The organism is Saccharothrix longispora, assembly GCF_031455225.1.
Lineage (GTDB): Bacteria > Actinomycetota > Actinomycetes > Mycobacteriales > Pseudonocardiaceae > Actinosynnema > Actinosynnema longispora.
In genome coordinates this window covers 3,244,397-3,259,540 of the sequence record NZ_JAVDSG010000001.1, presented here as the reverse complement: position 1 = coordinate 3,259,540, position 15,144 = coordinate 3,244,397, and the positions used below count along the sequence as shown (strand labels likewise).

General features: G+C 73.7%; 16 protein-coding genes. 13 read left to right on the top strand and 3 right to left on the bottom strand.

Annotated features, from left to right (window positions below; translation table 11 throughout):
• The first annotated feature begins 34 nt into the window (after positions 1-34).
• The 7 genes from J2S66_RS13260 to J2S66_RS13230 all read left to right on the top strand — a co-directional run bounded on the left by J2S66_RS13260 (position 35) and on the right by J2S66_RS13230 (position 6,541).
• Positions 35-514, top strand: a complete 480-nt coding sequence (locus J2S66_RS13260; RefSeq protein WP_310307300.1) for an SPW repeat domain-containing protein — start codon at positions 35-37, stop codon at positions 512-514.
• On the top strand, positions 511-2,634 hold the full coding sequence (locus tag J2S66_RS13255; RefSeq protein WP_310307299.1) for a transglycosylase domain-containing protein: 2,124 nt from the start codon (positions 511-513) through the stop codon (positions 2,632-2,634). The genes J2S66_RS13260 and J2S66_RS13255 overlap by 4 nt, the downstream gene beginning before the upstream one ends.
• Before the next feature lie 45 nt (positions 2,635-2,679).
• Complete coding sequence (locus J2S66_RS13250) at positions 2,680-3,261, top strand: DUF4232 domain-containing protein (protein ID WP_310307298.1); 582 nt, start codon at positions 2,680-2,682, stop codon at positions 3,259-3,261.
• A gap of 73 nt (positions 3,262-3,334) precedes the next feature.
• Positions 3,335-3,919: a copper chaperone PCu(A)C domain-containing protein gene (locus J2S66_RS13245; protein ID WP_310307296.1), complete on the top strand. Its 585-nt coding sequence runs from the start codon at positions 3,335-3,337 to the stop codon at positions 3,917-3,919.
• Positions 3,920-3,928: 9 nt separating this feature from the next.
• Positions 3,929-4,216: an MDR/zinc-dependent alcohol dehydrogenase-like family protein gene (locus tag J2S66_RS13240; protein WP_310307295.1), complete on the top strand. Its 288-nt coding sequence runs from the start codon at positions 3,929-3,931 to the stop codon at positions 4,214-4,216.
• Positions 4,217-4,219: 3 nt separating this feature from the next.
• Positions 4,220-6,025 carry a glycoside hydrolase family 15 protein gene (locus J2S66_RS13235; protein WP_310307294.1) on the top strand — a complete coding sequence of 602 codons (1,806 nt, stop codon included), beginning with the start codon at positions 4,220-4,222 and terminating at the stop codon, positions 6,023-6,025.
• Positions 6,026-6,133: 108 nt separating this feature from the next.
• Entirely contained in the window at positions 6,134-6,541 is a 408-nt protein-coding gene (locus J2S66_RS13230; protein WP_310307292.1) for a four-helix bundle copper-binding protein, read from the top strand.
• A 63-nt stretch (positions 6,542-6,604) separates the two neighbouring features.
• Here J2S66_RS13230 and J2S66_RS13225 read toward each other — a convergent pair whose 3' ends face one another.
• Entirely contained in the window at positions 6,605-7,120 is a 516-nt protein-coding gene (locus J2S66_RS13225; RefSeq protein ID WP_310307291.1) for a mycothiol transferase, read from the bottom strand.
• Positions 7,121-7,410: 290 nt separating this feature from the next.
• Here J2S66_RS13225 and J2S66_RS13220 point away from each other — a divergent pair, with 290 nt between their 5' ends.
• Positions 7,411-7,626 carry a hypervirulence associated TUDOR domain-containing protein gene (locus J2S66_RS13220; RefSeq protein WP_310307290.1) on the top strand — a complete coding sequence of 72 codons (216 nt, stop codon included), beginning with the start codon at positions 7,411-7,413 and terminating at the stop codon, positions 7,624-7,626.
• A complete protein-coding gene (locus tag J2S66_RS13215) occupies positions 7,623-7,931 on the top strand; it encodes a DUF3140 domain-containing protein (protein WP_310307289.1) in 309 nt (102 codons plus the stop codon). The genes J2S66_RS13220 and J2S66_RS13215 overlap by 4 nt, the downstream gene beginning before the upstream one ends.
• Positions 7,932-8,019: 88 nt before the next feature.
• On the opposite strand, the gene J2S66_RS13210 is transcribed toward J2S66_RS13215, so the two are convergent.
• Positions 8,020-8,472: a PRC-barrel domain containing protein gene (locus J2S66_RS13210; RefSeq protein WP_310307288.1), complete on the bottom strand. Its 453-nt coding sequence runs from the start codon at positions 8,470-8,472 to the stop codon at positions 8,020-8,022.
• 192 nt (positions 8,473-8,664) lie between these two features.
• Here J2S66_RS13210 and J2S66_RS13205 point away from each other — a divergent pair, with 192 nt between their 5' ends.
• From J2S66_RS13205 to J2S66_RS13195, 3 genes are all read left to right on the top strand, one after another.
• A complete protein-coding gene (locus J2S66_RS13205) occupies positions 8,665-9,792 on the top strand; it encodes an L-dopachrome tautomerase-related protein (protein WP_310307286.1) in 1,128 nt (375 codons plus the stop codon).
• Positions 9,793-9,816: 24 nt separating this feature from the next.
• A complete protein-coding gene (locus tag J2S66_RS13200) occupies positions 9,817-10,386 on the top strand; it encodes a hemerythrin domain-containing protein (protein WP_310307284.1) in 570 nt (189 codons plus the stop codon).
• A gap of 200 nt (positions 10,387-10,586) precedes the next feature.
• On the top strand, positions 10,587-11,720 hold the full coding sequence (locus J2S66_RS13195; protein WP_310307283.1) for a DUF6766 family protein: 1,134 nt from the start codon (positions 10,587-10,589) through the stop codon (positions 11,718-11,720).
• 174 nt (positions 11,721-11,894) lie between these two features.
• Here the strand turns inward: J2S66_RS13195 and J2S66_RS13190 are convergent, their stop codons facing one another.
• Complete coding sequence (locus J2S66_RS13190) at positions 11,895-13,571, bottom strand: ribonuclease J (protein ID WP_310314780.1); 1,677 nt, start codon at positions 13,569-13,571, stop codon at positions 11,895-11,897.
• 98 nt (positions 13,572-13,669) lie between these two features.
• Here J2S66_RS13190 and J2S66_RS13185 point away from each other — a divergent pair, with 98 nt between their 5' ends.
• A complete protein-coding gene (locus J2S66_RS13185) occupies positions 13,670-14,974 on the top strand; it encodes an NsdA family TPR-like regulatory protein (protein WP_510184961.1) in 1,305 nt (434 codons plus the stop codon).
• Positions 14,975-15,144: the final 170 nt, after the last annotated feature.

Genomic DNA, 15,144 nt, shown 5'->3' with positions numbered 1-15,144 from the left:
CTCCGGTCGGCGACGAGTGCCGAGAGGTGACGTCGTGGTCCGCCGGCGGCCCGACGAACCGGACTACCAGCTCGCCGCGCGGGCGACCGCGCGCACGGGCGCGCCCGGAACGGGCACGGCGGTGGCCGCCGCCGGGGTGTGGCTCGTGCTTGCCCCCTCGGTCATGGAGTACCCGGAGCCGGACGCGGTGGTCCACGACGGCGTGCTCGGAGCCGTGATCACGATCGTCGCGATCACCGGTGCCGCCGCACCGCGCGCCGCGGCCTGGGCGAGCGGCGCCACCGCGCTGCTCGGCCTGTGGGCAGCGGTCTCGCCGTTCGCGCTCGACCACGGCTCCACCCTCCCGGTGGTGAACGAGGTCGTGGTCGGCGCGGTGGTGACCGTGCTGTCGCTGACCGGCGTGGCGGTGGCGGTGGAGCGGTCGTGCGCGCGGCGCGCGGCGAGGGCGAGGCCGTCGCGGTGCGAGCGGCGTCGTGCGCTTTCCCACCGCTACGTCGACGAGGAGGTCCGATGACGCGTCTTGTGGGGTTGTGCCTGGTGGCGGGTGTGCTGCTGGCCGGGGTGCTGTTCCCGGTCGTGGGCGGCGCGGGCCTGCTGCTGGCCCGCGTCGGTGACCGGGTCACGGGCCCGGCGGCACTGCCGGCCGACGTCGAACCGCCGCTGATGACGACGCTGGTGGACGCCGACGGCGAGCCGTTCGCCCACCTCTACGACCAGTACCGCGTGCTCACGGCCTCGGCCGGCATCTCGCAGGCGATGAAGGACGCCATCGTGGCGGTGGAGGACCACCGGTTCTACGAGCACCAGGGGGTCGACTGGGTGGCCACCGCGCGGGCGGCGCTGCGCAACCACGCCTCCGGCGGGGTGGTGCAGGGCGCGTCGACGTTGACCCAGCAGTACGTCAAGAACCTCCTCGTGCACGTCGTGGCGCGTGACGACCCACTGCGCCGGGAACGCCTGCGGGTGCGGACCCCGGCCCGCAAGCTGCGGGAGATCCGCATGGCCATCACCCTGGAGAACACCCTCTCCAAGGACGAGATCCTCACCCGCTACCTCAACACCGTCCCCTTCGGAGCCGGGACCTACGGCGTCGCGGCGGCCGCGCAGGCCTACTTCGGCACCACACCGGACCTCCTGACCGTGCCCCAGGCCGCGCTGCTCGCCGCCCTGGTCAACAGCCCGACGGCGCTGGACCCCGAGCAGCACCCCGACGCCGCCTCGCAGCGCCGCGACCTGGTCATCGACCTGATGGCACGGCACGGCACGCTCGTCCCGGAGGTGGCGGAGAGGGCCAAGCGGGAGCCGCTGGGGGTGCGGAGCCCGGTACGGCCCCTGCCCACCGGGTGCGTGGGCGCCGATCCCGGAACGGGCTTCTTCTGCTCGTTCGTGGTCGACCAGCTCGTCGCCGGGGGCTTCGACCTGGAACGGCTGAAGACCGGCGGCTACACCGTCCGCACCACCCTCGACAGGGGCGTGTCGGCGGCCGCCGAGCGGGCGGTGGAGGCGCGGGTGCCCTCGGACACCCCGGGCGTCGCCAACACGATGGCCGTGGTGAAGCCCGGCAGGGAGGAGCACCGGGTCCTCGCGCTGGTCGCCAACCGCGACCACGGCGTGGACGCGCAGCGGTTCCAGACGATGCTCGACCTGCCCGGCGGCGTGGCCAACAAGTTCGGCGCGGGCTCGGTCTACAAGGTCTTCACCGCCGCTGCCGCGCTGGAGCAGGGGTACCGCGTCGACTCGGTCATCCCGTCGCCGGCCTCCTACACCTCCCGGGTGTTCAAGGGCGGCGCGCCCGGCTGCCCCTCGACGGGAGAGCCGGACACGCGCTGGTACTGCCTGAGCAACCACGATGACGGCTACCCGCCGCGCATGACGCTGCGCCAGGCGCTGGCGACCTCGCCGAACACCGCCTTCGTGATCCTGGAGGAGCGGGTCGGCCTGGACGCGGTCGTCGACGTGGCGCACCGGCTGGGCATGCGCCGCACCCTGGCGAGCAACATCGCCGGCGAACCGCCCGACCCGGACTCGCCGCGGCCCGAACTGCGGGTCGACCAGGCCGGGTTCTTCACCGACCGGCAGAACGCCTCCTTCACCCTCGGCCCCGCCCCGTCCAGCACGCTGGAGCTGGCCAACGTCGCCGCCACGATCGTCGGCGGCGGCACGTGGTGCGAACCCACCACCCTCGTCGCCGTGCTGGACCGGCACGGCGAGCCCGTCGGGCCGCCGCCGTCGCCGTGCGAGCAGGCCGTCCCCGAACCCCTGGCCAACGCCCTGGCCGCGGCGCTGAGCGACGACGACGACCGGGGCACCGCCGCGGCGGCGGCCCGGGCGCACGCGTGGGCGCGGCCGGCGATCGGCAAGACCGGCACGACGGAGGAGTACAAGTCGGCGGCGTTCCTCGGCGCCACGGTGGACTACGCCGGCGCGGTGCAGACCTTCAACGACAGCCCCGAACCACGCGCCGTCTGCGTCGGGGCCGGACCGCCCCTGCTGTGCGGCAGCGGCGACCTGTACGGCGGCACCGTGCCCGCGCACACCTGGTTCGACGCCATGACCGAGATCCACACCGGACTGCCCGTGACACCGCTCCCGCCGGTGGCCGAGGGCTTCCGCGCGAAGCCCGGCGACCGGTGAGCGGAACCCGCGCGTCGACCTTTCCCCGGAACGGAGGAGTCGCCGATGTCCCACACCACCACCATCATCATCGGTTCGTGCCTGGCCGTGGCGCTGTTCGGGGGCTGCGGCAGCGGCCCCGCCGACCGACCGGTCACCACGTCGGTCACCGCCGGCGCGACGAGCGCCGACACCCGGAGCGACGTCACGGGGCCCGAGCGGTGCCTCGTCCCCGCACTGGGCGTGAGCCTCGGACCGGGCGACAACGACATGCGGGGCGCCCACCTCCCCCTGAGGTTCACCAACACCGCCTCGCGGGCGTGCACGCTGCACGGCGCCCCCGGCGTCTCCTACGTCACCGGTGAGGGCGGCGAGCAGATCGGACTGCCCGCCGAGCGGGACACCGACGGCCCGGTGGTCACGCTGGCGCCGGGGGAGACCGCGTCGGCCGGGTTGTTCCTGTCCAGCGCGCCGCGCAAGACACCCGACTGCGACCAGGTCGCGGTAGGCGGCCTGCGGGTCCACCCGCCGGGCAACACCGAACCGGTGTTCGTCGACCACGAGGGCACGGCGTGCGCGCCACCGCTGGACGGCCCCTTCCTCGAAGTCGGGCCGGTCGAGCCGGGCGCCGACAACACCGGTGCCTGACGGGACCTTGCGATCTCCTGACGGCTCACGTCACCGCGGTCCGCGAGCCACCCGGTCGGGGTATCCCGGACGGGTGACGAGAATCGGCACCTGCGCGGTGGGCATCGGGCTGTGCCTGGTGGTCGTCGCCAGGGGGCTGGGGCCGCTGAGCGGTCCGGCCGGCGCCGAGGGCCGCGTCGGCGACATCGCGCTGCGCGCCGTGCACGTGGTGGCCGAGGACGCCGCGCCGGTGCGACCGGGTGACGACGTCGTGGTGAGGTTCCTGCTGTCCGGCCGACACGGCGTCGACGACGAGCTGGTGGTGGTCGACAGCGACGGGGCGGACCGGGTGGAGCTGCGCTGGGACCGGGAGTGCGACGGCGTCGCCGAGCCCGCGACCGCCCTGCCGCTGGAGCACGGCGCGGTCCCCGGTGCCGGCGGGGGACCGCGCTACCACGTCGTGCTGCGCTCTCTGCGCGACGGGATCGCCTTCGGCGACACCGTGACCGTCCGCTTCGGCTTCGCCGGGGCCGGTGACGTCGCCGTGCCGGTTCCGCTCGTCGCCTCGCGGATCGAGGAACGCGGCCACTGCTCCGACCTCCCCGCCACGCCGTCCTCGCGCCCGGGCGGGGACGACGCGAGTGCGGACGCGGTGAGTGGGAATCCGGGTGGCGGGTAGCCCCACCGCATGCGCGCGCTCACCGCCACCCCCGGAACCGCCGGCTCGTCGAAGGTCGTCGAACTGCCCGACCCCGAGCCGCGGGCGGGGGAACTGCTGGAGAACGACGTGGTGGTCGGATCGGTCAACGCCGACCTGCGCCACCACCGGCAGGCGGCGGAGGCGTCGGCCCGGGCGCACCTCGGGCGGCCGGGCGGCCTGATCACCCGGAGAGTGCCCCCGGAGTCGTTCGCGGACGCCTCCGGCACCCGACCCGACGACGTCGAGGTGGTCGTCACCCTGGACGGGGGTCGCTGACGCATGCCCTCCCGCATCGAGGACTACGCCCTGCTGGGCGACCTCCAGACCGCGGCACTCGTCGCCCGCGACGGCAGCGTCGACTGGCTGTGCCTGCCCGCGTTCGACTCGCCCGCCTGCTTCGCCGCCCTGCTGCACGACGAGAGCGCGGGACGCTGGCAGCTCGCCCCGGCGGGCGGCGGCCCCGCCACCCGCCGCCGCTACCGCGACGACTCCCTGGTGCTGGAGTTGGAGTGGGACACCCCGCACGGCACGGTGCGCGTGGTCGACTGCATGCCACCCCGCGGTGAGGCCGCCGACGTGGTGCGCGTGGTGGAGGGCGTGTCCGGCAGCGTGCCGATGCGCATGGACCTGCGCCTGCGGTTCGACTACGGCGACGTCGTGCCGTGGGTGCGCCACCACGACGGGGCGCTGGCCGCGGTCGCCGGCCCCGACGCGGTGTGGCTGGAGGCGGGCGTGCCGGTGCACGGCCACGACCTGGCCACCACCGCCGAGTTCGAGGTGCGCGCCGGTCAGCGCGTGCCGTTCGTCCTCACCCACACCGCCTCGCACCTGCCGCGCCCGCACGCCGTGGACGCCGACCGGGCGATCTCCGACACCGAGGACTTCTGGGCTGGCTGGATCAGCCGCTGCACCTACGACGGCCCCTGGCCGGAGGCGGTGCGGCGCGCCCTGGTCACGCTCAAGGCCCTGACCTACGCGCCCACCGGCGGCATCGTCGCCGCCGCGACCACGTCCCTGCCCGAGCAGTGGGGCGGTCCGCGCAACTGGGACTACCGCTACTGCTGGCTGCGCGACGCCACGTTCACCCTCCAGGCGCTGCTGGGCACCGGGTTCGTGGCCGAGGCCCGCGCCTGGCGCGAGTGGCTGGTGCGCGCGGTGGCCGGCGACCCGGCGAAGTTGCAGATCATGTACGGGCTGGACGGCAGCCGCCGGTTGCCGGAGCAGGAGCTGCCGTGGCTGTCCGGGTACGAGGGCGCCTCGCCCGTGCGGGTCGGCAACGCCGCGGCGGGCCAGTTCCAGCTCGACGTGTGGGGCGAGGTCCTCGACGGCCTGCACCTGGCGCGGGAGGCGGGCCTGAGCACCACGGACACGGCGTGGGACCTCCAGCGGGCGCTGCTGGACCACCTGGAGGGCCACTGGGAGGACCCGGACAACGGCCTGTGGGAGGTGCGCGGCCCGCGACGGCACTTCACGCACTCGAAGGTCATGGCGTGGGCCGGTCTGGACCGCGCCGTGCACACCGTGGCCAACCACGGCCTGGAGGGTCCGGTCGACCGGTGGCGGGAGGTCCGCGACCGCGTCCACGCCGAGGTGTGCGACAAGGGCTTCGACGCCGAGCGCGGCACGTTCACCCAGTTCTACGGCTCCCAGGGCCTGGACGCCGCCCTGCTGCTCATCCCCAGGGTCGGTTTCCTGCCCTGGGACGACCCGCGCGTGCGGGGCACGGTGGACGCGGTGCGCCGCGAGCTGTGCGAGGACGGGTTCGTGCTGCGCTATCGCACCGACGCCGACGGCGGCGTCGACGGCCTGCCCGGCACCGAGGGCGCGTTCCTGGCCTGCACGTTCTGGCTCGCCGACGCCCTGCACGGCACCGGCCGCGTCGACGAGGCCCGCGCGCTGTTCGAACGGCTGCTCGGCCTGCGCAACGACGTCGGCCTGCTCAGCGAGGAGTACGACCCCGCCACCGGCCGCCACATGGGCAACACCCCGCAGGCGTTCAGCATGGAGGGCCTGGTCAACACGGCCCGCCAGCTCGGCGGCGCCTCCACCCGGACCTCGGCGGGCAAGGCTGAGCAGGCCCTGTGACGTCCGGGCCCTGTGAGCCGCGGCCCCGCCGCAAGGCGTTCGCCAGGTTCGCCGGCACGGTCCCGGGTAGCCACGAGGGGAACGGAATCCGACGGAGGAAGGGTCGACGTGACCACGACGACGATGCCGATGATGGAGACCTACCCGGCCGAGATCAACCTGGACCGGGGCAAGCTCGCCGAGGCGATCGACGCGCTCATCGCGTGCGCGGAGGCGTGCACGGCCTGCGCGGACGCCTGCCTGAGCGAGAGCTCGGTGGCGGAGCTGACCAAGTGCGTGCGCACCAACATGGACTGCGCCGACATCTGCGGCACGACCGCCCGCGTGCTGTCGCGGCACACCGGCTACGACGCCAACATCAGCCGGTCCTTGCTGGAGGCGTGCGCGACGGCGTGCAAGTCCTGCGGCGACGAGTGCGGGTCGCACGCGGAGATGCACGAGCACTGCCGCATCTGCGCCGAGGCGTGCCGGGCGTGCGAGACCGCCTGCCGCGACCTGCTCGCCACCATGGGCTGACCGCCGGCCACCGGGTCCCGGAGTGCTCCTGCCGGTGCGCCCCCGCCGTTCGCGTCGCGGGGATCAGCGCTCCGGCAGGACGCCGCGGACGAAAGCGGCCTGGCCGACGTGCTGGAGGTCGTCCTCGATCACGCTGAGCAGCCGCACGGCCAGGGTCACGGGCGGGTCCCACGAGTCGTCCACGACCCGGCTCAGGTCACCGGCGCCCAGACCGCCCAGGTAGGCCGTGGTGCGGTCGTGGACCGCCCGGTGGTAGCCGAGGAGCAGGTCGGCGGACGCGGTGACCGCGGCGACCTGCTCGCCGCCGTGCCCGTAGCCGGTGTCCCCGGTCGGCAGCGGCAGGTCGAAGCGCCCGGCCCAGCCGTCCGCGGTCCAGACCTGCTCGGTGCCGGCGACCTCGGCGACGTGGTCGTCCTGCACGCGGGTCAGGTGCCAGAGCAGCCAGGCGATCGGGTTGCCCGTGCCGCCGACCCGGTGCGTCAACTGCTGCGGGGTCAGGCCTTCCGGCACGCGCTCCACAGACTCGCGCACCCGCGCGAACCCGTCCAGCAGCACGTCGACCGCGGTGACGTCGCTCATGAGTGCTCCCCCTCCGATGCGTGGGAGTCGTCGCACGACAGGACCAGGCCGATCCGGTCGACCGGCCTGGTCCTGCTCGCCGGTGGGCGCGGAGTACCCCCGGTGCCCGTCGTCTGCACCTCCGCGCGCGGGAATCCGCGCGGTGCGGCCCGCGTCGCCCGCCGGGCGCGACACCGGCCGTGCCACCCGTGGTCACCACCGACCACCCCGCCGGGTGAAATGGTGCGGTGCGCGCCCGTTCGGCGTGCGACCGCCGTGCGCGGCCCGGTGCGACGGCACAGACTCTGCCCATGGGTGAGGAGAAGTTCGACGAGGGCGACGAGGTCACCTGGTCCAGCCACGGGCGGACGGTGCACGGCGAGGTGGTCGAGGAGATCACCGAGGACACCGAGGCGGCGGGCCGCGCGGTGCGCGCGTCGGAGGACGAGCCGCAGTACCGCGTGCGCAGTGACAAGAGCGGCAAGGACGCGGTGCACAAGCCGAGCGCGCTGGGGGACGCCTCGTGAGCGGGGAGTTCGACGAGGCCGTGAACATGACCGCGACCGAGCTGGAGCGGTGGCTGGACACCGACGAGTCGAAGTCGGTCGGCCAGTCCGACGGCGGGGAGTCGGTCGGGCACGAGTCCGGCAGGCGCATCGTGGAGCTGCTGCGGAAGAAGAAGGCCGAGCTGACCGACGACGACCAGGCGCACATGCGCAAGGTCGTCGGCTACGTCCACCGCCACCTCGCGCAGCGCCCGGACGGGGACGTGGAGCACATGAAGTGGCGCTACTCCCTGATGAACTGGGGACACGATCCCCTGAAGGACTGACGGCGATGGCGACGGCGGTGCGGCGCCCGGGGCGCGCCCACCCGGTGGACCGCGGGCGCCGCACGCGTCCGTCCAGCCCCACCCCGGGCTACAGCATGGGCGGCACGAGGCGGTAGGTCTCGGTGTAGTAGTCACCGGTGCGTCGGCGGTGGCCGTCGTGGTCGGTGTCGTCCGGGTCGTACTCTGGCGCGTTCCTGATCTGCTCCTTGGTGCGGTCGACGTGGACCTTGCGCTCCTGGTGGTCCACGCGCCGCACGGTACCGACGGGCAGGACGACCTTGCGGCCGAAGATCCAGGGGCCGGTGTCGACCATCAGGCAGTCGGCCGGGACCTCGGCGTTGTCCTCGTCGACCTTGCCGATGCCGCCGTCGGTGGCCTCCACGTCGTAGCCGATCAGGCCGACGTCGGGGCGTCGTCCGGTGCCGGCGGCGCCGCGGGCGTCGTCGGCACCGGTGTCGCGGTCGTCCCCGCGGGCGGTGTCCGGATCGGTCAGCCATGACGGGTCGCGCCACACCCACGGGACGAACAGGAACGGTTGCATGTCGACCTCCGGTGTCGTCGTCGTTATCCCCTGTCGGGTTACCCCCTGAGCGTGACCGCGAATACAGGCCGTGCCGGCGGCTACGACGTGCACGACCCGGGCGGCGAACCGCGCCCGATTGGGACCGGGAGGAGTGGGTAGGCCCTGTGCATGCCCACTCCGCCGACCGCACGTCCAACGAGGAGCGCCCGCGTGAACGAGCTGGAAGTGGTGCACGAGTTCACCGGCCCGATGCCGACCGGGGTCGGCGTGTCGCACACCGGTCGGGTGTTCGTGAACTTCCCGAAGTGGGGCGACGACGTCCCCGCGACCGTCGTGGAGCTGCGCGACGGGGTCGAGGTGCCGTTCCCCGACCAGGCGTGGAACTCGCCGTCCTCGGACGACGACGAGGGCGCGTTCGTGTCGGTGCAGAGCGTCGTGGTCGACCCGGCCGACCGGCTGTGGGTGCTCGACACGGGCAGCCCGCTGTTCCGGCGGACCGAGCCGGGCGGGCCGAAGCTGGTGTGCGTCGACCTGGCCACCGACACCGTCGTCCGGGTGATCACCTTCCCGCCCGAGGTGGCCCCGGGGACGACCTACCTCAACGACGTGCGGTTCGACCTGCGGCACGGGGATGCCGGGGTCGCCTACATCACCGACTCGGCCGACTCGGGCCCGAACGGCATCATCGTGGTCGACCTGGCCACCGGCGAGTCCTGGCGCAGGCTGCACGACCACCCGTCCACCAAGGCCGAGCCCCTGGACGCCTTCCGCCCGGTCGTGGAGGGCACGCCGTTCCTGGAGCGCCCCGCCGAGGGGGAGCCGGAACCGGTGACGATGGGGGCGGACGGCATCGCGATCAGCGCCGACGGCACGCGGCTGTTCTACTGCCCGCTGGCCTCCCGCCGCTGGTACAGCGTGCCCACCCACGCCCTGCTGGACCGGTCGCTGCCCGACGACGAGGTGGGCGAGCAGGTGGTCGACGAGGGCGACAAGGGCGGCGGCGCGGACGGCCTGGAGACCGACGACGCCGGACGGCTGTACCTGACGAACTACGAGCACGACGCGGTGCTGCGGAGGTTGCCGGACGGCTCGTTCGAGACCGTCGCCCACGACCCGCGCCTGCTGTGGCCGGACACGATGTCGATCGCCGACGGCCACCTCTACGTCACCGCGAACCAGCTGCACCGCCAGGCGAAGTACCAGGGGGGCGAGGACCGGCGGCGCACGCCCTACCACCTGTTCCGCGTGCCCGTCGACGCCGGACCCGTCCGGCTCCGCCGGCCCGCCGGTTCGGGTGGTGCGTGGTTGGACCCTCCCCGTTCGGGTAAGCGGCGGTGAACCGACGTCCGGAGGAGATCGTCCATGACCGTTGAGCGGGAGCACGACACCGACCTGGTCCGCGTGATCACCGCAGACCACCGCGAGGTCGAGCGGGTGTTCCAGGAACTGGAGTCCGGCAGGGGCACCCCGGAGCACCGGCGCGCGCTGGTCGACCACGTCATCGCCGAGCTGGTGCGGCACTCGGTGGCCGAGGAGCAGTTCATGTACCCGGCCGCCCGGAAGGTCCTGCCCGACGGCGACGAGGTGGCCGACCACGAGATCGAGGAGCACGCCGAGGCCGAGCGGGTCATGAAGGACCTGGAGGCCCTCGACCCGACCGATCCGCGCTTCGACGAGCTGCTGGGCGAGCTGATGCGGGAGATCCGCCACCACATCGAGGACGAGGAGGAGGACCTCCTGCCCCAGCTCGCCGCCCGCTGCTCGGCCGAGGACCTCCAGGAGCTGGGGCGCAAGGTGATCGCGGCCAAGAAGGTCGCCCCGACCCGACCTCATCCGGGGGCCCCGGACAGGCCGCCGGCCAACCTGCTGCTCAACCCCGGCACCGGCCTGATCGACCGACTGCGCGACGCGCTGTCCGGCCGCAACCGCTGACCCGGGGCGGTCACCTCCGCCCCCGTGCGGCCCGGAGTTGCTCCGGCGCGGCGTCCGGGCCGGGAGCCGCCCGTTCGCGCGGGTCGAGGTCACTGTCATGGGGCGCCACCGCCGGGTGAGGTCGACGACCCCGAAGGGTGTTTGACACCCCGTATCGCGGGGAAGCAGGGGGTGTCGACCATCGAGAGGAGCCCGTGCCGGTGAGGGAGCATCGCCCGACCGTGGTGCGTGTCGGATCGCTGTTGTCCGCGGTGGTGCTGGTGGGCGGCTGCGGTTCCGGCACCGAGGACCTGGTACGGCAGGCGGCGGGGGACTTCGCGTCCGCGGTCGCCGCCGGGGAGTCGGCGCGGGCCTGCGACATGCTGACCGAGGAAGCCCGCGAGGACGCCGACTGCGCGGCCCTGGAGGTCGCGGGCGGCGGGGTGGAGCAGGTCGAGGTGTGGGGTGACGCGGCCCGCGTGCGCCTCGGCGACGACGTGCTGTTCCTGCGGGAGCTGGCGGTGGGTTGGCGGATCTCCGGTGCGGCTGTGAGCCGCGGGGGGACCGGCCGTACCGGTGCGAGGTGGGTGGCCGGTGACGCGACGCGGGATGTTCTACGCCTACCTGCTGGGTGTGCTGGTCTTGCTGGTGCTCTTCAGCGTGGTCGGGTTGGTGGGGATGTGAAGAGGTTCCTGCGCGACAACGGCCTGGGCCTGTTCTTCGGCCTGCTCTTCCTGGCGTCGCTGGTCGGCCAGGCGTTCGCCGGCAACGCCGACCTCAACGAGCGCCGGCTGACCGACGGCGGCGACCCGATCGGCCTGTGGGCCTACGTCACCTCGTCGGACTTCGCGGTCGACGTGGCGGAGAACTGGCAGTCCGAGTACCTCCAGTTCGTCCTGTTCATCCTCGCCTGCGTGTGGCTGGTGCAGAGGGGGTCCGCCGAGTCCAAGCCCGCCGACCGGCTCGGTCGGGAGACCGACGAGCAGCAGTTGCTGGGCGAGCACGTCGAGCGGGACTCACCGCCGTGGGCGCGTGCCGGCGGGTGGCGCACCGGCCTGTACTCGAACTCGCTGGGCCTGGTCGTGCTGGCGCTGTTCCTGGGCTCGTGGGGCGCGCAGTCCATCGCCGGGCGCAGCGCCTACAACAACGAGCAGCTGGTCGACTTCCAGGACACCGTGACGTGGTGGGAGTACCTGGCGTCCCCGGACTTCTGGAACCGGTCGCTGCAGAACTGGCAGTCGGAGTTCCTGGCCATCGGCTCGATCGTGGTGTTCAGCGTCTACCTGCGCCAACGCGGCTCGTCGCAGTCCAAGCCGGTGGGCAGCCCGCACACCGAGACCGACGAGAACGGGTGATCGCGGAGTCCGGGCCTCCGGCTCGCACGAGGGCGGGCCGCGTGTCGCGGGTCGACGGCCCTGCCCGACGCCCCGCTCCGGCCGCACGACGCGCGCCCCGGCCCCGCGCGCCCCGGCCCCGCACGCCCCGACCCGTCGGAAGCGGTCGGAGCGGGGCGCGCGGGGGTCGGGGACTCAGGCCTCGATCACGACCGGGATGACCACGGGGCGGCGGCGGTGGGTCCGGTGCGCCCAGTACTGCACCTCGCGCGCGATGAGCCGCTCCAACTCCTCGAAGTCGGTGACGCCGCGCTCGTTCGCGCCGGCCAGGGCCTTCTCGATGGCGGGCACGGCGGGGGCGAAGGTCGAGGCGTCGTGCTCGAAGCCGTGGGCGATGAAGTCCGGGGGGTCGGCGAGCCGCCGGGTGTCGAGGTCGACGATCGCGACGACCGCGATGACGCCCTCCTCGCCGAGGGTGCGGCGTTCGGCCAGGGAGGCCTCGGTGACGCCGCCGACGGTCTGCCCGTCGACGTAGACGTTGTGGATCTCGACCTTGCCGGTGACCTGCGCGCGTCCCTCGTGGAGGTCCACGACGTGGCCGTTGGCGGCGATGGGCACCCGGTCGCGGTGCACGCCGGTCTTGATGGCGAGTTCGGCGTTGGCGCGCAGGTGGCGCGCCTCGCCGTGCACGGGCAGCACGTTGGCCGGTTGCACGATGTTGTAGCAGTAGACCAGCTCGCCGGCGCTGGCGTGGCCGGAGACGTGGACCTTGGCGTTGCCCTTGTGCACCACGTTCGCGCCGCGGTCGATCAGGCCGTTGATGACCCGGTAGATGGCGTTCTCGTTGCCGGGGATCAGCGAGCTGGCGAGCAGGACGGTGTCGCCCTCCTCGACCTGGATCGAGTGGTCGCCGCCGGCCATACGCGACAGCGCGGCCATGGGCTCACCCTGGGAGCCGGTGCAGACCAGGGTCACCTGCTGGGGCTTGAGCCGGTCCATGCGCTTGATGTCCACGACCAGGCCGTCGGGCACCTTGAGGTAGCCCAGCTCGGTGGCGACGGCCATGTTGCGGACCATCGAGCGGCCCACGAAGGCGACCTTGCGGCCGTGCGCGTGGGCGGCGTCGAGGACCTGCTGGATGCGGTGGACGTGGCTGGCGAAGCTGGAGACGATCACCCGGCGCGGCGTGGTGCGGAACACCTCGTCGATGGCAGGGGCGAGGTCGCGCTCGGAGGTGGTGAAGCCGGGCACGTCGGCGTTGGTGGAGTCGACCAGGAACAGGTCGACGCCCTCCTCGCCGAGGCGGGCGAAACCGCGCAGGTCGGTGATCCGCCCGTCGAGCGGGAACTGGTCCATCTTGAAGTCGCCGGTGTGCAGCACGAGGCCGGCGGAGGTGCGGATCGCGATGGCCAGGCTGTCCGGGATGGAGTGGTTGACCGCCAGGAACTCCAGGTCGAACGGCCCGCGGACCAGCCGCCGGCCCTCGGCCACCTCGACCGTGACCGGCTTGATGCGGTGCTCGACCAGCTTGGCCGCCAGCAGGGCCAGGGTCAGGCGGGAGCCGACGACCGGGATGTCGGGGCGTTCGCGCAGCAGGTAGGGCACCCCGCCGATGTGGTCCTCGTGGCCGTGGGTGAGCACGACCGCGACCACGTCGGACAGCCGGCCGCGGATGCAGCTCCAGTCGGGGAGGATGACGTCCACGCCGGGCTGGTGCTCCTCGGGGAACAGCACCCCGCAGTCCACGATCAGCAGCTTGCCCTCGTGCTCGAACACGGTCATGTTGCGGCCGATCTCGCCGAGCCCTCCCAGGGCGGTGACGCGCAGCGCGTCGGGGGCGAGGGGTGGTGGAGGGGCGGAGGTCCGAGCCATGGTCACACTCTCACGTTACGTCAGAGTGTGATCGGGGGGCGATCGGGGTGTGATGCGCCACCCGTCGGGGCGGCCGGTCGTCCAGGCCGCCCCGACGGGTGGGTGGGTGCGCGCGGGTGGCGGCGAAGTCCTCGGCGACGCGCGGTCGGGCGCGCAACCTCGCGGCGCTCCTCGGTCGCGGTGCGGGAGCGTGCGAGTCGTCGGGCGACGAGTCCGCCCTCCTCGTAGCCCGACGTGGCCCCCGGGGCGACGCGAGACCTCGTCCGCGCCCCTGTGCCACGCCCGCCCGAACCGGCCGGGGGAACCCGGGCCGCTACGACATTCGGGTCCCCGACGCCGTTCGGTCCGGGCTTCGTGACAGAATTGCCGTGGTTGCCCCGGACCCCGGCAGACCCCGTGTCTTCCGCGTTCGGAGGTGGCAGGTGCCCGATCCCGCGTACGAGGCTTTCGACGGTTCCTGGGGCGCTCCCGGGGAGTCCGACGCCTCCCGGACCGCGGACCTGGAGTCGTTCACCAGCGGCGTGCGGGCCTTGGACCACCGGTACGGCGGCGCCCTCGCCCGCGACGCGGCCGTGGGTCGGCTGCCCGCGGCCCTGGGACTGCTGACCCCCGCGGCCCCCGGCCCCGACCGGGTCCGGTTGCGAACGGCGGTGGCCGATCTGCACAGCGCGGCGGGGTGGGCGGCGTTCGACAGCGGGATGACCGGTGCGGCCCTGGGGTACTTCAACACCGCCGTGACGCTCGCCGCGTCGGCGGGCAACACGTCGCTGACGTCCGACGTGTACTGCCGTGTGGGCCGTCTGCGGCTGCACCACAACGAGCCCTCCCGGGCGCTGGCGGAGTTCCGGCTCGGCGGCCTGGCTGCCGAGGCGAGCGGGTCGTGGCGCGCGGCGACCCTGATCAAGGCGGGCACGGCGTGGGCGTGGGCGCGGCTGGGGCAGGAGGAGAAGGTCGTGGACCTGCTCGCCGACATCGAGGACGACCTCGCCCGGCCTGCGGGCGGATCGGAGACGGGGCCGGCGTTCCTCACCCCGACCGACCTCTCGGCGTTGACCGGGGTCGTGCGCACCGAACTGGCGCTGGTGGTCGATCCCCGGTACGCGTCCCTCGCGGTGCCGCTGCTGACCTCGGCCGCGGAGGGCTACGGGGTCGACAGGACGCGCGGCCGGGCGTTCAGCCTCATCTCGCTGGCCGTCTGCCACCTGCTCGACGACCGCGTGGACACCGCGGTGCAGGAGGGCGGACAGGCCGTCGACCTGTGCGAGCGGCTGGTGTCCCACCGCACCGTCGAGCGACTGCGGCCACTGCGCAACGAGGCCGAGCGGCGCCGGTCCCACCGCGGCGCCCGCGAGCTCGCCGAACGCATCCGCGCGTTCCGACCACCGGCCTCGGGGCCGTGGTGACCGCACCCGGCAGGCGCCGCCCCGCCGCGGTCGTCGTTCCCGGACCGGCGATGTCGCGGAACGACGCGGACAACCGGTATCCGTCCCGCGCACGCCGGAAGGTCGTCGTCGTGGTGTGAGGCACCACCGCGCCGCACCAGCCCGACCCGGATCGCCCGCCGCCGAAACGC

Bases quoted from the DNA above. Each gene is read 5' to 3' on its own strand.
- J2S66_RS13200 (WP_310307284.1), top strand. From the start codon at position 9,817: ATGACCGTTGAGCGGGAGCACGACACCGACCTGGTCCGCGTGATCACC.
- J2S66_RS13250 (WP_310307298.1), top strand. From the start codon at position 2,680: ATGTCCCACACCACCACCATCATCATCGGTTCGTGCCTGGCCGTGGCG.
- J2S66_RS13240 (WP_310307295.1), top strand. From the start codon at position 3,929: ATGCGCGCGCTCACCGCCACCCCCGGAACCGCCGGCTCGTCGAAGGTC.
- J2S66_RS13235 (WP_310307294.1), top strand. From the start codon at position 4,220: ATGCCCTCCCGCATCGAGGACTACGCCCTGCTGGGCGACCTCCAGACC.
- J2S66_RS13210 (WP_310307288.1), bottom strand. From the start codon at position 8,472: ATGCAACCGTTCCTGTTCGTCCCGTGGGTGTGGCGCGACCCGTCATGG.
- J2S66_RS13220 (WP_310307290.1), top strand. From the start codon at position 7,411: ATGGGTGAGGAGAAGTTCGACGAGGGCGACGAGGTCACCTGGTCCAGC.
- J2S66_RS13255 (WP_310307299.1), top strand. From the start codon at position 511: ATGACGCGTCTTGTGGGGTTGTGCCTGGTGGCGGGTGTGCTGCTGGCC.
- J2S66_RS13190 (WP_310314780.1), bottom strand. From the start codon at position 13,571: ATGGCTCGGACCTCCGCCCCTCCACCACCCCTCGCCCCCGACGCGCTG.
- J2S66_RS13225 (WP_310307291.1), bottom strand. From the start codon at position 7,120: ATGAGCGACGTCACCGCGGTCGACGTGCTGCTGGACGGGTTCGCGCGG.